Annotated in this window: 14 protein-coding genes and 1 tRNA gene; 12 read left to right on the top strand and 3 right to left on the bottom strand. The window is 57.3% G+C overall.

The annotated features are described in order from the left end of the window. Positions 1–13: 13 nt before the first annotated feature. Positions 14–90: transfer RNA gene (locus ACR0ID_RS10895), tRNA-Met, on the top strand. Positions 91–148: 58 nt separating this feature from the next. Here ACR0ID_RS10895 and ACR0ID_RS10890 read toward each other — a convergent pair. After that, positions 149–706, bottom strand: a complete 558-nt coding sequence (locus ACR0ID_RS10890; RefSeq protein ID WP_480605329.1) for a ZrgA family zinc uptake protein — start codon at positions 704–706, stop codon at positions 149–151. Positions 707–954: 248 nt separating this feature from the next. Here ACR0ID_RS10890 and ACR0ID_RS10885 point away from each other — a divergent pair, with 248 nt between their 5' ends. The 10 genes from ACR0ID_RS10885 to speB all read left to right on the top strand — a co-directional run bounded on the left by ACR0ID_RS10885 (position 955) and on the right by speB (position 11986). Beyond that, on the top strand, positions 955–2226 hold the full coding sequence (locus ACR0ID_RS10885) for an imelysin family protein (RefSeq protein WP_480605328.1): 1272 nt from the start codon (positions 955–957) through the stop codon (positions 2224–2226). Between the two features lie 93 nt (positions 2227–2319). Continuing rightward, positions 2320–2613: a (2Fe-2S)-binding protein gene (locus tag ACR0ID_RS10880; protein ID WP_480476910.1), complete on the top strand. Its 294-nt coding sequence runs from the start codon at positions 2320–2322 to the stop codon at positions 2611–2613. Beyond that, on the top strand, positions 2561–3046 hold the full coding sequence (gene bfr / locus ACR0ID_RS10875) for a bacterioferritin (protein ID WP_480475650.1): 486 nt from the start codon (positions 2561–2563) through the stop codon (positions 3044–3046). The genes ACR0ID_RS10880 and bfr overlap by 53 nt, the downstream gene beginning before the upstream one ends. After that, entirely contained in the window at positions 3006–4553 is a 1548-nt protein-coding gene (locus ACR0ID_RS10870) for a di-heme oxidoreductase family protein (RefSeq protein ID WP_480605326.1), read from the top strand. Before bfr ends, ACR0ID_RS10870 begins: the two co-directional genes overlap by 41 nt. 3 nt (positions 4554–4556) lie before the next feature. Continuing rightward, complete coding sequence (locus ACR0ID_RS10865; protein ID WP_480605325.1) at positions 4557–5567, top strand: imelysin family protein; 1011 nt, start codon at positions 4557–4559, stop codon at positions 5565–5567. Between the two features lie 3 nt (positions 5568–5570). Then, entirely contained in the window at positions 5571–6656 is a 1086-nt protein-coding gene (locus ACR0ID_RS10860) for a DUF1513 domain-containing protein (protein ID WP_480605323.1), read from the top strand. A 100-nt stretch (positions 6657–6756) separates the two neighbouring features. Further along, a complete protein-coding gene (speA, locus tag ACR0ID_RS10855) occupies positions 6757–8646 on the top strand; it encodes a biosynthetic arginine decarboxylase (RefSeq protein WP_480605322.1) in 1890 nt (629 codons plus the stop codon). Positions 8647–8668: 22 nt separating this feature from the next. Continuing rightward, positions 8669–9892: a saccharopine dehydrogenase family protein gene (locus ACR0ID_RS10850; RefSeq protein ID WP_480605321.1), complete on the top strand. Its 1224-nt coding sequence runs from the start codon at positions 8669–8671 to the stop codon at positions 9890–9892. Between the two features lie 85 nt (positions 9893–9977). After that, positions 9978–11147: a carboxynorspermidine decarboxylase gene (gene nspC / locus ACR0ID_RS10845; RefSeq protein WP_480605319.1), complete on the top strand. Its 1170-nt coding sequence runs from the start codon at positions 9978–9980 to the stop codon at positions 11145–11147. Then, entirely contained in the window at positions 11144–11986 is an 843-nt protein-coding gene (speB, locus tag ACR0ID_RS10840; protein ID WP_480605318.1) for an agmatinase, read from the top strand. Before nspC ends, speB begins: the two co-directional genes overlap by 4 nt. Here speB and ACR0ID_RS10835 read toward each other — a convergent pair. Further along, positions 11983–12573, bottom strand: a complete 591-nt coding sequence (locus ACR0ID_RS10835; RefSeq protein WP_480605317.1) for an HD domain-containing protein — start codon at positions 12571–12573, stop codon at positions 11983–11985. The two genes, speB and ACR0ID_RS10835, sit on opposite strands and share 4 nt — an antisense overlap. Positions 12574–12674: 101 nt before the next feature. Here ACR0ID_RS10835 and ACR0ID_RS10830 point away from each other — a divergent pair, with 101 nt between their 5' ends. Further along, positions 12675–13508, top strand: a complete 834-nt coding sequence (locus ACR0ID_RS10830; protein WP_480605316.1) for a LysR family transcriptional regulator — start codon at positions 12675–12677, stop codon at positions 13506–13508. A 2-nt stretch (positions 13509–13510) separates the two neighbouring features. On the opposite strand, the gene lptF is transcribed toward ACR0ID_RS10830, so the two are convergent. Further along, the gene (gene lptF / locus ACR0ID_RS10825; protein WP_480519043.1) at positions 13511–14650 is read right to left on the bottom strand and encodes an LPS export ABC transporter permease LptF; all 1140 of its coding nucleotides are present in this window, start codon (positions 14648–14650) and stop codon (positions 13511–13513) included. Positions 14651–14794: the final 144 nt, after the last annotated feature.

Genomic DNA, 14794 nt, shown 5'->3' with positions numbered 1-14794 from the left:
GCCTCTCACTCACGGCGGAGTAGCTCAGTTGGTTAGAGCAGCGGAATCATAATCCGCGTGTCGGGGGTTCAAGTCCCTCCTCCGCTACCAAAATCCCCCGACCTTCGAACTAAAACATCACTTCTGGTTTCTCCTTGAATTTCAGCGTTCATCGATCCAGCCGAAGATCGAGATATGGTGCCGCGCGTGTAATTTCGACAGCGTCCTGAACCCCGCTCGTATTCAAGTGGATGTTCAGCTGGTCAGTCCCACTGAACCGCGCGAAATAGGCGAACTCGATCATGTTCAGCCCACCCATATCTTGACACTGAATGACATAGTCTGCCTGAAACTCCGAGTGACTCTCTGCCGTTGTGGAGCCTGTGACTGCGTTCGCCTCACCTTTCTGCTGTGTGATGCCGTATGTCAGAACCACATGGGCGGCCACCGTAGAGCACCCAGCTTCGGGCGGGGTTACGAACAGGTCTAGCGGGTCGGAAAGTTCTGACATTGCTATGGCCACACGCGTGCGGTTGTCATCGTTTTCAACCGGGGATTCAAACCCGACGATGTCCATGCTTGGCACCCTCAGCGCCAAGGCGAACCCTGTGTCCGAAAACACGATATCGATCTGGCCCGAACCATGGTGATGAGGCGTGGAAATCTGCGTTGCTTGCGCTGCAAGTGCCGCAGGAAACAGGAACAAGGCCAGAACCACGCGCTTCATGAACCACAAACCACCTACAAAGAATCACTTGGCTGATTTTAGCCCGAAACATGTACCGCACAATGTCATCCGCCGGATCAAGATCTCGTCAGATATGGGGATGGTGACCACCAGGCCAGCAACTCCATTTCCCGATAAAAAAACTCAGATTGACAATGTTGACTTTTTAACTCAGTTATTTCAGCGAAAGCCGCCGCGGGAACAAACCCGCCTGATCTGACAGTTCTGACAAGAAAGTAACGACCTCAATGACCAAGTTGTTTGCAACAGCCAGCGCTTTGACATTTACGACAGCCTCTTTTGCTTTTGCCGGGGATGTGCCTGCAAAAGCGGATATTCTGGAAACCTATGCCGATATTGCCGAAGCTAAGTATGACGACAGCCTGATTGCGGCAAATGCTTTGCGGGATGCAGTCGGTGCGCTGATTGCCGAACCCTCGGACGCGACCCTGACTGCGGCACGAGCAGCATGGGTTGCAGCGCGTGTGCCCTATCAACAGACCGAAGTTTATCGCTTTGGCAATGCAATCGTTGATGACTGGGAAGGCAAAGTAAACGGTTGGCCGCTGGATGAAGGTCTGATTGATTATGTCGACGCGGCCTATGGTGGCGCGACGGATGAGAACGAATTTGCGGTTCTGAATGTCATCGCCAACCCCAGCTTCGTACTATCGGGCGAAACCATTGACGCCAACACGATTACTCCGGAACTGCTGAGCGAAACCCTGCACGAAGCTGATGGTATCGAAGCCAATGTCGCAACTGGCTACCACGCTATCGAGTTCCTGCTGTGGGGTCAGGACATGAATGGCCACGGGGCAGGTGCAGGCAACCGTCCAGCCACTGATTATGCAAACGGCGATGCCTGCACCGGTGGCAATTGCGACCGTCGTGCCCAGTATCTGAGCGCCGCAACCGACCTGTTGGTCAGCGATCTGACCTGGATGACCGATCAGTGGAAACAAGGCGGCGCGGCGCGCACGGCGCTGATGGAAAATGAAACGGCGGGTGTCAGTGCGATCCTGACCGGTATGGGTTCACTGTCCTACGGTGAACAGGCGGGTGAGCGGATGCGTCTGGGCCTGATGCTGAACGACCCGGAAGAAGAGCATGATTGCTTTTCGGACAACACCCACAACAGCCATTACTACGATGGGCTGGGCGTTCAGAACGTCTATCTGGGCAGCTATACCCGCATCGATGGAACACCTGTATCGGGCGCATCACTGGCCGAATTGGTAAACGCAACAGACCCGGAACTGGACGCCGAGATGAAAGCGAAACTGGCCGTCACGATGCAAGCCCTTGGCAGGATCAAATCGACCGCGGAAGCAGGGTTTGCCTATGACCAAATGCTGGAACGCGGCAACGAAGGCGGTGAAACCCTGATCATGACCGGCGTCAACGGCCTGATCGATCAGACCAAGACAATCGAGCGCATCGTGACCGCACTGGAACTGGACCAGATTGAATTTGAAGGATCAGACAGTCTGGATTACCCCGATGCGGTATTCCACTAAACAAGAACGCGCGCCGGGGGCTTGCCTGCCCCCGATACACTCAACACGCTGACCCGCCAGCCCACTGAGCCACACAAACTCAAGCCAACATCCATGATTGTCTGCCACTGCACCAACATCTCGGACCACGACATCCGCGCCGCCATCGACTGGATGCGGACAGCCGACCCCCGAACCATCATCACCCCGGGCAAGGTTTACCGTGCTCTTGGAAAATCGGCGGATTGCGGCGGATGCATGCCTCTGTTTCTGGACACGATGCGGTCAAGCGATAATCTCGAAGTACCCATGCAACTCCGCGCCCTGCGCGCGGCAGTATCACAGGAGAGTGCAGATGAAGGGCGATCCAAAAGTCATCGAATATCTCAACAAATCTCTGCGGCATGAACTGACTGCTGTCAGCCAATACTGGCTGCACTACCGGTTGCAGGAAGACTGGGGACTTGGCCACATGGCTAAGAAAAGCCGCGAGGAAAGCATCGAAGAGATGGGCCACGCGGACATGCTAATCGAACGGATCATCTTTCTGGAAGGCCACCCCAACCTTCAGAAGCTAGACCCGCTTCGGATAGGTCAAACACCAAAGGAAACGCTGGAATGTGACCTTGCGGCCGAGATCGATGCACGGGCCTTGTACAAGGAAGCGCGCGAATACTGTCGGGATGCCGGCGACTATGTCTCGATGTCGCTGTTCGAGAAGTTGATGTCCGATGAAGAGGGTCATATCGACTTTCTCGAAACGCAGCTCGACCTCTATGAAAGGATCGGCGAAGCCAATTATGCGCAACTCAACGCATCGAAAATGGACGAAGGCGAATAGATTTGTCGCCCTGTCGGTGGTCGCCTTTGCGGCCACCCCTTCCCTGTCAGCCGAACTGGTGGATCTGCATCTGAACGTCACCCCCCGCACTGACGATGAACGCGCCCGGATTGCCGTTGTCACGGCGCCGCCCCAGGATTTCAACGCACCGCAGCAATTTGAAGAACTGCCCGCCGGGGCCGCGACAGTTCGGGTTCATACGGACGCGGATGCATTCTCGCAACCCTCAGACAACTTGAGCTTTGAACAGGAGCTGAATTTCAAGGTCGGAAACGGGCTGTTCAAGAAGGTTTGGGTTTCGTCGCCCTCATCGACGCTCGCCTCTGACGGGTTGGGGCCGCTCTATAACGCGCGGTCATGCCAGCGCTGCCATATCAAGGATGGGCGCGGGCACACGCCAAACGGGCCCGATGACAACGCGGTTTCGATGTTCCTGCGGGTCTCGATCCCCGGCACGTCGGAAGATGGCTATGCAGCGATCGAAGAATACATCGCCACTGTGCCCGAGCCTACCTATGGTGGGCAGATGCAGGATTTCGCACTGGCAGGTCATCCAGCGGAATACCGGCTGGACATCTCGTACGAAGAAATCCCGGTAGCGCTTTCTGACGGTGAAACCGCCTCACTGCGCCGCCCGACTTATCAGGCAGCCGGTCTGGGTTATGGTCCGCTGCACCCGGACGCGATGCTAAGCCCACGGATCGCGCCGCAGATGATCGGGCTTGGCCTGTTGGAAGCGATCCCGGTCGAAGACCTGCTTGCCAGGGCCGACCCCGACGATTTGGATGGGGACGGCATATCGGGTCGCCCGAATATCGTCTGGTCGGTCGAGTTTGACACCCCAATGATGGGCCGGTTCGGTCACAAGGCGGGGATGCCGACAGTTATGGAACAATCGGCTGCTGCTTTTGCCGGGGATATCGGCATATCGAACCCGCTCTACCCTGCTCCGCACGGGGACTGCACCAATGTGCAGGTGAACTGCATCAAAGCCCCGCACGGCGACGATGATGAGCGCGGCTTTGAGATCGATCATCAGGGTATGGATCTGGTCGCTTTCTACAGCCGCAATCTGGGCGTGCCGGGTCGCCGCGACTTGGACAACCCCAAGGTTTTGCGCGGCAAAGAGGTATTCCATACGACCGGCTGCGCGTCATGCCACACACCGTCACATGTAACTCATCGGATGGAAGACCGGCCCGAGCACAGTTTTCAGTTGATCTGGCCCTACACCGACCTGTTGCTGCATGACCTGGGCGAAGGTCTGGCCGACAATCGCCCCGAGGCCCGAGCGACAGGCCGGGAATGGCGCACGCCGCCTTTGTGGGGCGTTGGCCTGACCGAACGCGTCTCGGGCCACACGGAGTTTCTGCATGACGGGCGGGCGCGCACCTTGCTAGAGGCGATCCTGTGGCATGGCGGTGAAGCGCAGGCTGCCCGTGATGCCGTAGTCTCGATGCCCAAGGCAGACCGTGACGCCCTGATCAAATTTCTGGAAAGCCTGTGACCCATGCGTTTTCTTACCCTTGTTGCAGTGTTGTTGATGCCACTTGCCGCGCAGGCACAGGATCGCGCACCGATCCTGATGGACGTTGCCGAGACACATATCCTGCCCCGGTTCGAGACCCTTCCGGAAACGACCGGCGCGCTTGTCAGCGCATCATTGGTTGAGTGCGATCCGACCTCACCGGCGCTGCGCGCGGCCTACGATGCGGCTTTCGACAGCTGGATTTCAGCCAGCCACCTGCGGTTTGGTCCGACCGAGGTCGATGACCGCGTTTTCGCCCTGGCTTTCTGGCCCGACACGAAAGGGTTCACATCCAAAACTCTGTCCCAGCATATCGAGGCTCAGGATGATGCCGTGCAAAGCCCGGACGCCTATGCCGAAACGTCAATCGCAGGGCGCGGGTTCTTTGCCTTCGAACGGATGTTGTTCGATCCCACCTTCGCGGAACAGGGCAATGCCGAATATCGCTGCGCGCTGATCAGGGCGATCACGGCGGATATCGATGCCAATGCCCGCGCGATGGCGCAGGACTGGCACATCTATGCCCCTAGCCTTACCCAACCCGGAGAAAATAGCCGCTACCGGACGCAGGACGAAGCGATGCAAGAGTTGTTCAAGGCCCTGTCCACAGGTCTTGAGTTCACGGCTGACACTCGGCTGGGTCGCCCCATGGGGACATTTGACCGCCCCCGTCCGAACCGGGCAGAAGCGTGGCGGTCCGGGCGGTCTTTACGCCATGTAGAACTGTCGCTGATATCCTTGCGAGATTTAGCCGCACGGCTGTCTTTTGATCACCCCGAAATCGCGTCGGAACTGGACGCTGCGTTTGCACGTGCCATCCAGAACGCTCAATCCATTGACGATCCCTCGCTGGCCGGGGTTTCAGATCCCCAGGCCCGGTTCCGGATCGAGGCGCTTCAACAGTCGATCCACGATATCAGCACCATCGCCGTGACCGAGCTGGGTCCGACATTGGGGATCAGCGCAGGATTCAACTCGCTGGACGGAGACTAACCCATGACGTCACGCCGCCATTTTCTTGCCGGTCTTGCCGCGACCACGATTTCCCCGATCCGCGGGTGGGCCTCGGCCGGTTCGCCTGATTTTCTGGCTGCAGGGCTGTTTCCCGACGGGTCCTTTCGACTTGCCGGGTTGAGCACATTGGGCGCGATCGTGTTCTCCGTGCCTCTACCCGGACGCGGACATGCGGCCGCTGCCCACCCGCACAAAGCTCTGGCGGTCGCGTTTGCCAGGCGTCCGGGCACCTTTTCCATCGTCATCGATTGCGCAACCGGCGCGCAGATTGCGCAGCTAAAGGCCCCTGAAAGCCGACACTTCTATGGCCACGGCACATTCTCGGCGGATGGCGCGTATTTTTATGCCACCGAGAACGACTACGAAGCCGGGACAGGTATTATCAGTGTCTGGGACGCAGAAAGTTTTTCGCGTCTGGGTGAGTTTTCATCGGGCGGAATAGGCCCGCATGACATGCGCCTGATGCCCGACGGGGAAACGCTGGTGATTGCCAATGGCGGGATCGAAACGCACCCCGAAACCGGGCGCACAAAGCTGAACCTGCCGACGATGGCACCCAACCTGAGCTATCTCACCCTGTCGGGCAGGATCCAAGAGCAGGTGTCGTTACCTGACGAGCTTCACAAGAACTCGATCCGCCATCTGGCGGTGCGGAGCGACGGTCTGGTTGGCTTTGCCATGCAATGGCAGGGCAGCAAGTCCGAACACCCGCCCCTGTTGGGCCTGCATCGTCAGGGCGAAGCCCCGCGCCTGCTTGCCGCGCCGGATCACGAACAAAGCATGTTGCAGGGATACGCTGGCAGCATCGCATTTTCAGCCGACGCCGAGACGATCGCAATCACCTGTCCGCGCGGCAATGCGCTGCACCAGTTTGACACAACCAGTGGCACATTCATCGGCGCCTTCGCGCTTGAGGATGTCTGTGGGCTTGGGGCCGGTGCGAACGGGTTGGTCTTTACCACGGGAACAGGCGCCTTCGGGACACTGACGGGCGCGCGCCCAGCTGTTCGAACCCGCGCCGAATGCCTATGGGACAATCATCTGATCCCAATCCACCCGTCCGCGTAAAATTCGGAATCCCCAATCAGATAGTTTACACTTGGAAGAATCAAACTGCTGCCGTATTGGCGGGCGCGAAACTGGCACCCTACGTTAAGGACCGACTTGATTGAAACAGACGCCCGACGCACCGCATTCCATCTACGGAGTTGAGAAATGGGGCAAAGGCCTCATCGAGGTGACCGAACAGGGCGAGATCGGTCTGCGCAATCCCATGGCCCCCGAGGCAGCGGCGATTAGCCTGCCCGGTATCCTCAGCGATCTGGACGACCGCGGAATCAAGGCACCGATGGTCCTGCGCGTCGCGTCTTATCTGGAACACGAAATCGCCCATCTGAACGAAAGTTTCCAAGATGCGATTACGCGCGTGGGCTATAATGGCAGCTATCGCGGCGTATTCCCGATCAAGGTAAACCAACAGGCCCAGGTTGTTGACCGGATCGTCGAGTTTGGGAAGAAATACAACTATGGGCTCGAGGCAGGCTCCAAACCCGAACTGGTGATTGCGCTGGCGCATCGTCTGGCCCCTGACGCGCTGATCGTGTGCAACGGCGTCAAAGATGCCGAGTTCATCCAACTGGCGATTCTAAGCCGCAAGATTGGGTTCAACACGGTCATCGTTCTGGAAAGCCCGAAAGAGGCCGACACGGTAATAGAAGTTTACAACGAACTGGGCATCGAGCCCCTGATCGGTGTTCGGGTGAAGCTGACCAACCAGATCAGCGGCAAATGGGAAGAAAGTTCGGGCGACCGCTCGGCCTTTGGGATGAACACTGATCAGCTTATCGCCACGGTAGACAAGCTGAAAGACGCAGGCTTGCTGCATTGCCTCAAGCTGCAGCATTCACATCTGGGCAGCCAGGTTCAGGATGTCAACGATGTGCGCCGCGCTGTGGGCGAAGCCTGTCGCTATTACACCGAGCTCACTCGCGAAGGCGTTCCATTGACTCACCTGGATCTGGGTGGCGGCATGGGGGTCGATTACACCGGCGAAAAGAAAGCTGCCGAAAACTCGATCAACTACACGGTCGAAGAATACTGCGCCAATGTCGTCGAAACCGTGGCCTACGCCATGGACGAGGCAGAGGTGGGCCATCCGACACTGGTCACGGAAAGTGGGCGCGCGGTGGTGGCGACGTCCTCGATGCTGGTCTTCAACGTGCTCGAAAGCACGCTTTACGATGCGCCCAATGGCCCCGAGGTTGATCCGGATGACCACCACTTGGTCTCGGACCTCGCCGCGGTGCACGGATACCTCTCCCGCGACCGTCTGCAGGAATGCTGGAACGACGCCACCTTCTATCGTAACGAGCTGCGCGCCCTGTTTCGTCGCGGCTATGTCGACCTGCGTCAGATGGCGCGGGCCGAACGGATATACCTGTCGCTGATGGCCCGGCTCAAGGCATTGGCCGCGTCAGAGGATCTGGAAACGGACCTGAATGACCAGCTTGAAAAGGTTGCTGATATCTATCACTGCAACTTCTCGCTGTTCCAGTCGTTGCCAGATGTCTGGGCCATCGACCAGCTGCACCCGATCGTGCCGTTGCAATATCTGAACCAGATCCCCGACCGTCGCGCCGTGCTGTCCGATATCACCTGCGACAGCGACGGCAAGATCGACCGGTTCATTCTGGCCGACGGTGTTTCCCCCAGCCTGCCGGTGCATTCCCTGCCCGAAGAGGACGAATACTTCATGGGTGTCTTCTTCGTCGGCGCCTATCAAGAGACCTTGGGCGATCTGCACAATCTCTTTGGTGACACCAACGTCGTCACCATCGACCTGCGTCGGGACGGTGGCTTTGACCTGCTGCACGAACAAGAGGGCGACACGATCAGCCAGGTTCTGTCATATGTCGAATTCGACCCGCAGGATTGCGTCGCCGCCTTCCGCAAAATGGTGGATGAGGCGATTTCGACCGGCACCCTGAAAGCCAAGGACCGCAAAACCCTGATGAGCGCTTACCGCGACTCGATCAATGGTTACACCTATTACGAATAACCCCTGAGAGGAGATCACCCCCATGGGAACTTTGAGTGGCAAAACACTGGTTGTCGGCGCAGGTGGCGTATCCCACGCTGCCGTGCACAAGATGGCAATGAATTCAGATATCTTCACCGAAATCACGCTGGCCAGCCGCACGAAATCGAAATGCGACACTATCGCCAAGTCGGTGAAAGACCGTGTGGGCGTTGATATCGCGACCGCCGAGTTGGACGCCTACAAGGTCGAAGACACTGTAAAGCTGATCAAGGAAACTGGTGCTGAAATCCTCGTAAACCTCGCCCTGCCCTATCAGGATCTGGTGCTGATGGACGCATGCCTTGAGGCGGGCATTCATTACGTTGACACCGCGAACTATGAGCCCGAGGACGAGGCCAAGTTCGAATACCACTGGCAATGGGCCTATCAGGAACGGTTTAAGGCGGCCGGTTTGACAGCCATCCTTGGTTCGGGCTTCGATCCCGGGGTCACATCGGTCTTTGCCAAATGGTTGAAAAAGCACAAGCTGGACACCATCCGCCAGATCGACGTGCTTGATGCCAATGGCGGTTCGAACGATCAGGAATTTGCCACCAACTTCAACCCCGAAATCAACCTGCGCGAAGTACTGGCCGAAGTGCGCCACTGGGAAAACGGCGAATGGAAACATTCTCCCGCCATGACTCACAAGGTCGAGTTCGATTTCCCCGCCATCGGCCCCAAGAACATGTACCTGATGTATCACGAGGAACTGGAATCGCTCTCGACCCACTTCCCCGAGATCGAGCGTGCCCGTTTCTGGATGACATTCGGCGACGCCTATATCATGCATGCCAAGGTCTTGGAAAACGTAGGCATGACCCGCATCGACCCTGTGATGCATAACGGTAAGGAAATCATTCCGATCCAATTCCTGAAAACCCTTTTGCCTGATCCCGGTGATCTGGGCGCGGAAACCAAGGGCAAGGCCTGCATCGGCGATATCGCCACAGGTCAGGCCAAGGATGGCTCAGGCGAGAAGACCTATTACATCTACAATATCTGCGATCATCAGGAATGCTATGCGGAAGTCGGCAGCCAGGCCGTCAGCTACACCACCGGTGTCCCCGCCATGATCGGCGCGGCGCAGGTGCTGAAAGGCAACTGGACCGAGCCCGGCGTATGGAACATGGAACAGCTCGACCCGGACGACTTCATGGCCATGCTGAACGAACATGGCCTGCCATGGCAGGTCCATGAACTCGACGGCCCGGTCACCTTCTGATCCGCTTCAGCTTCATCTGGCCCTAAATATCCCGGGGGTCCGGGGGCAGCGCCCCCGGCCTCTCCACCAAACGGAGACGCCGGTTATGTCCGACATGATGACCACACAGGCCGGAGACGCCGGTGCCTTCCGCAATTTCAACCTCTCCCGTGTACCCAGCCCTTGCTTTGTGGTCGACGAAAAAGCGGTTGAACGGAACCTGAAAATCCTCGCTGATGTCGGAACCCGTTCCGGCGCGCATGTTCTCAGCGCGCTCAAGGCGTTTTCAATGTTCTCACTGGCCCCGTTGGTGCGCCGACACCTTGTGGGCACCTGCGCCTCGGGTATCTATGAGGCCCGGCTGGGCCGCGAGGAATATGGCGGAAAGGTCGCCACCTTCTGCGCCGGGTACAAAGACGCGGATTTCGACGAAATCCTGTCGTTGTCCGATCACGTCATATTCAACTCCCCTGCCCAAAAGGATCGGTTTCTCGCCAAAACCCAAGCCGCCAAAGTGCACGTTGGCCTGCGCATTAATCCGGAACATTCCGAAGGCGAGGTTCCGAAATACGATCCCTGCGCCCCGTGCTCGCGCCTTGGCACACCGGTCATCCAACTGACCGCCGACACCCTGCGCGGTGTTGACGGGCTGCACATGCATACGCTTTGTGAACAAGGGTTTGCGCCTTTGCAGCGCACCTGGGACGCTGTCGAACCGAAGCTCAAACCGTACCTTGATCAACTCAAGTGGGTGAACTTTGGCGGTGGCCACCACATCACCCGCGACGATTATGACCGCGACGGGCTGGTGGCCTTCCTCAAGGACATTCGTGAAACCTATGGCATTGATGTTTATCTCGAACCCGGCGAGGCTGTGGCGCTGGACGCAGGTATTCTGATCGGTGAAATCCTCGACCTGCCGACCAACGGCATGAACCTCGCGATCACCGATATTTCGGCCACATGCCACATGCCCGACGTGATCGAGGCCCCCTATCGCCCTGCCCTGATGGATGAGGCCGAAACAGGCCATGCCTATCGCCTTGGCGGCCCGTCTTGTCTGGCGGGTGACGTTATTGGCGACTACACCTGGGACAAGCCGCTGGAGATCGGACAGCGTTTTGCCTTCCTCGATCAGGCACATTACTCGATGGTCAAGACAAACACCTTCAATGGCGTCCCCTTGCCCACAATCGCCCTGTGGAACAGCGAAACGGACGAGCTGAAGATCATCCGGCAGTTCGGATATGACGACTTCAAGGACAGACTCTCATGAGCATTTTTCTCGACAGCGAATTGACCACATCCGAACGCACCGAAGATGCCCGCTTTCGCGTGATCCCGGTGCCTTTGGAGCGCACGGTCTCTTACGGTTCCGGCACGGCCAACGGCCCCGAAGCGATTATCGAGGCCAGCAATGAACTGGAACGCATCACCGGTCACGCGGAGCCCTGTGTCGAAGGGATTTTCACCGAAGAACCGCTGAATTGTGACGGCCCGTTGCCCGAGGTGATGGAACGCCTTGCGCACCGCACCGAGGCTGCAATTCGGGCCGGAAAGGTGCCGGTCACTTTGGGCGGCGAGCATTCCCTCAGCTATGGCGCAGTAATAGGTGTAGCCCGTGCGCTAAACCAACCCATCGGCATCGTCCAGATCGACGCCCATGCCGACCTGCGCAACGCTTATCAGGGCGAAAAACACTCCCACGCCTCAGTGATGCACCTGCTTGCCGAAGAAGGCGTGCGGCTGGCCCAGTTCGGTGTACGCGCTTTTTCAACTGAAGAGGCCCAAAGCCGACTGAAAAACCACGTTTTTCACGTAGATGCCGAGGAACTGGTGACAGGTAACATCCATTCGGTTGACCTGCCTGCAGACTTCCCCGAGCTGGTCTATGTCAGCTTCGACGTTGATGGGTTGGATCCATCGCTGATGCCCGCCACCGGAACACCGGTGCCCGGTGGGTTGGGCTATTATCAGGCACTGCGGCTGGTCGAACACGCGCTCAAGGGACGCAGATGCGTGGGCTTCGACGTGGTTGAGCTGGCCCCGGACGGCAATGCCGCCTGGGACTTCACCACAGCTCAGATTGTCTATCGCCTGATGGCCGCCTGTTAATCTTCGGCAGTTTCGTTCAGCTCCATATGGCCTTCGCCCTTGCTCAGGATGCGGCGCAGCATGGGTTCAAAAAACTCCAGCGGTTTCGTCGGATAGTCTGGGTCAAACGCCTTCTGATCATATTCATGGCAGAAATAGCGACAGTCTTCCCAATGGGGGCTGTCGCGATACTTGTCGCGCGCGTTGCGGTCGCCGCCAAGGTGGTGGTTGTAGTAGTAACCCTGAAACACGCAATGGTGTTTGAGTATCCAATAGGTTTTCTCGCTGACATACGGCTTCATCATCGCCGCTGACAGCTCTCCATGGTTGTAGGGTGACAGAATATCGCCGGTATCGTGGATCAGAGCGGCGACCACCAACTCCTCATCCGCGCCATCCTCATAAGCCCGGGTCGCGGCCTGAAGGCTGTGCTGATACCGGTTGACCGGATAGGGTGTCCATTCCTCGTCCAACGACCGAATAGCGTCGAGGATGCGATCCGGCAGAGCCGCATTATACGCCTCTTCATAATCCATAACGGCGTCCCAGTCGGCCTTGGTGGCATTCTCAAAACTGGTCCAGGTCGGTTTGTGGCTTTTGTCCAGCATGGCTGATCCCTTGGCGTGTTTCCTGAAGTCGACAATATTACGAGTCGCAACTTCAAAAAAATAAATTGATTTTATCACAATGATCAAAAAATACTCTCGATATGCGAACCAAAGCTTTGGAAACCTTTCTATGTGTGGCAGAAACGGGTGGTTTTCATGCCGCTGCCCGTAAGCTGAATGTGACTCAAACGGCCGTCAGCGCGCGCATTCATCTGATCGAAGAAGAAACCGGCAAACCACTGTTTACCCGCGGCGCCGGTGGTACGGCGTTGACCGAGTTTGGCAGACAATTCAAACCGTATGCAGAACAAATATTGTCCCTTTGGGCCTTCGCGTCGCGCGATTTACCGTTGCAGACACAGAACCGTCCGGCGCTGCGGTTAGGTGGTCAGCTCAGCATCTGGGACCCTTTGCTCGTGGATCTGGCTGTTCGGTTCGAACAGCGCTTTGACAAACTGCTGCTGACACTGAATTACGATCACGATCTGAACATGGTTGAAGCTGTGGCGACCCATGTGCTGGACGTGGCGATCACGCATGAAACGCCATCAGACCGACGCGTCACCTATCACGAACTGGAACCGGAGCTTCTAACCCTCGTCAGAACCCCGCAAGCAGCAACGGCAGAAAACGATTTGGTTTTCGTCAATCTTGAACTTGGAGAGATCTACCAAGATCACGTTAGATCGGCTGCGCGACGTGCCTCAGGGCAGACCTTGTTTCTTGGCAATTGCATGATGGCGCTACGATATGTCCTGCAAAGAGGCGGATGCGGCTACTTCCCCGACTACGTCATTTCGCAACATCTGGCTTCGGGTGCGCTCGAACGGGTCGAAGACAGTGTAAGCCTGCCGTTGCCGATGTATTTGGTCGCCCGTGGCGATCGCGAAGAATTCGACGACATTCGTTGTTGTCTGAAAGAACTTCGAACCTGAAATCAAGCGGGTGTTGGGATGACCTCGGACCCGCGCGCACGTTTCCGCAAAAGCGGACGACCTGCGACAAGCAGAAAACAGCACGAGATCAACACACCCATAACGGCAGGAAGGTAAAGCAGTGCCCAAAGCTTCGGGTCATCGATCACAACCGGGGACACAAACCCGCGTACGCCTTCAAGCAGCACAAGAATGGTAAAGGCACCCAAAATCTGAGGCCACAATCCAAACCGTGAAAAGCTGCCCAGCATCAGGGTTGAATACCCCGCCAGCGACACGGCGATGCAAATGGCTATCCAGGAAAATCGCTGATGCAGTTCTTCGATCAACTTACCCTGGCTGAACCCCTCGGTTTCTGAAATCGTATCCCGGTTGAGGATCAGATCAGAGGTCGGAATGGCTTCGAGGCTGCGGTTCGTCAACGGGCTTGCGTTCGTCAGTTGCGAAATGTCGTATGATGCGTCCTGAAACAGGGTCGAGGAGAGAACCCTGCCCGCCTTGTTCAGGCGCAGCGCCACCCCGTCGACCATCACCAGATGAATTCCCGCGTCGTTATTGACCAGATAGGCCGTCACACTGGAATAGCTGACTGCGTTTTCCGGGTCGCGCCGATCGGATACGAACACCTCGTGCAACGTACCGTCCAAATCGATGCCACCGATGTAAACCGTAACATCTTCGGCGGGGTGCAGAAATTCGCCTTCATTCAACAACTGCGCTGTCACATCTCCTGCTACTTCGGCTTGCCGGTATTCCAATTGTTGGACCGATGCAGGGCGCAGGAACACACTGATGGCAGCCATCATCAGACCGGTGATCACACCGAACAAAACAACGGCCCGCGCTAGTCGCCACGGGCTTGACCCGGTTGCCAGCATCACTGTCATCTCGCTTTCGCGACTCAATCTGTTGGTCGCATAGACGGCAGCCGCAAATACCGCCATCGGCATAACCGTACGAACAAGCGTTGGCAGGGTAAGCGCGGTGAATTCAAGAAACACCATAGCGGACTGGCCACCGCTGATGACTTTGTCAAACAGGCTGACAGAACGGGTGATCCAGAAGACACCCACCAGGACGAGGGTGAAGAAGCCGAATAAAACCAGCAATTGCCGCAGAAAATATCCATCAAAACGCGACATATATCCTCATCCGGCTGATTGCGTCGTGGCCGGACAATAAGTCAATCGCCCACCCAAGGAAACCTCGATTACCGCCTCAGAACCGGCATCGACGGCAACCTAGTTATTCGGACATAGGAAGGGCGCGCTCAACCACAAGCGCGC

Source organism: Ruegeria sp. AL2 (assembly GCF_056540845.1).
This window is presented reverse-complemented; position numbering and strand designations above follow the sequence as displayed.

What these genes read in the sequence shown, in the direction of transcription:
- speB (WP_480605318.1), top strand. Translation starts at nt 11,144, where the DNA reads ATGAGCATTTTTCTCGACAGCGAATTGACCACATCCGAACGCACCGAA.
- bfr (WP_480475650.1), top strand. Translation starts at nt 2,561, where the DNA reads ATGAAGGGCGATCCAAAAGTCATCGAATATCTCAACAAATCTCTGCGG.
- lptF (WP_480519043.1), bottom strand. Translation starts at nt 14,650, where the DNA reads ATGTCGCGTTTTGATGGATATTTTCTGCGGCAATTGCTGGTTTTATTC.
- ACR0ID_RS10850 (WP_480605321.1), top strand. Translation starts at nt 8,669, where the DNA reads ATGGGAACTTTGAGTGGCAAAACACTGGTTGTCGGCGCAGGTGGCGTA.
- ACR0ID_RS10865 (WP_480605325.1), top strand. Translation starts at nt 4,557, where the DNA reads ATGCGTTTTCTTACCCTTGTTGCAGTGTTGTTGATGCCACTTGCCGCG.
- ACR0ID_RS10870 (WP_480605326.1), top strand. Translation starts at nt 3,006, where the DNA reads ATGCGCAACTCAACGCATCGAAAATGGACGAAGGCGAATAGATTTGTC.
- ACR0ID_RS10860 (WP_480605323.1), top strand. Translation starts at nt 5,571, where the DNA reads ATGACGTCACGCCGCCATTTTCTTGCCGGTCTTGCCGCGACCACGATT.
- ACR0ID_RS10830 (WP_480605316.1), top strand. Translation starts at nt 12,675, where the DNA reads ATGCGAACCAAAGCTTTGGAAACCTTTCTATGTGTGGCAGAAACGGGT.
- ACR0ID_RS10880 (WP_480476910.1), top strand. Translation starts at nt 2,320, where the DNA reads ATGATTGTCTGCCACTGCACCAACATCTCGGACCACGACATCCGCGCC.
- ACR0ID_RS10890 (WP_480605329.1), bottom strand. Translation starts at nt 706, where the DNA reads ATGAAGCGCGTGGTTCTGGCCTTGTTCCTGTTTCCTGCGGCACTTGCA.
- ACR0ID_RS10885 (WP_480605328.1), top strand. Translation starts at nt 955, where the DNA reads ATGACCAAGTTGTTTGCAACAGCCAGCGCTTTGACATTTACGACAGCC.
- nspC (WP_480605319.1), top strand. Translation starts at nt 9,978, where the DNA reads ATGTCCGACATGATGACCACACAGGCCGGAGACGCCGGTGCCTTCCGC.
- ACR0ID_RS10835 (WP_480605317.1), bottom strand. Translation starts at nt 12,573, where the DNA reads ATGCTGGACAAAAGCCACAAACCGACCTGGACCAGTTTTGAGAATGCC.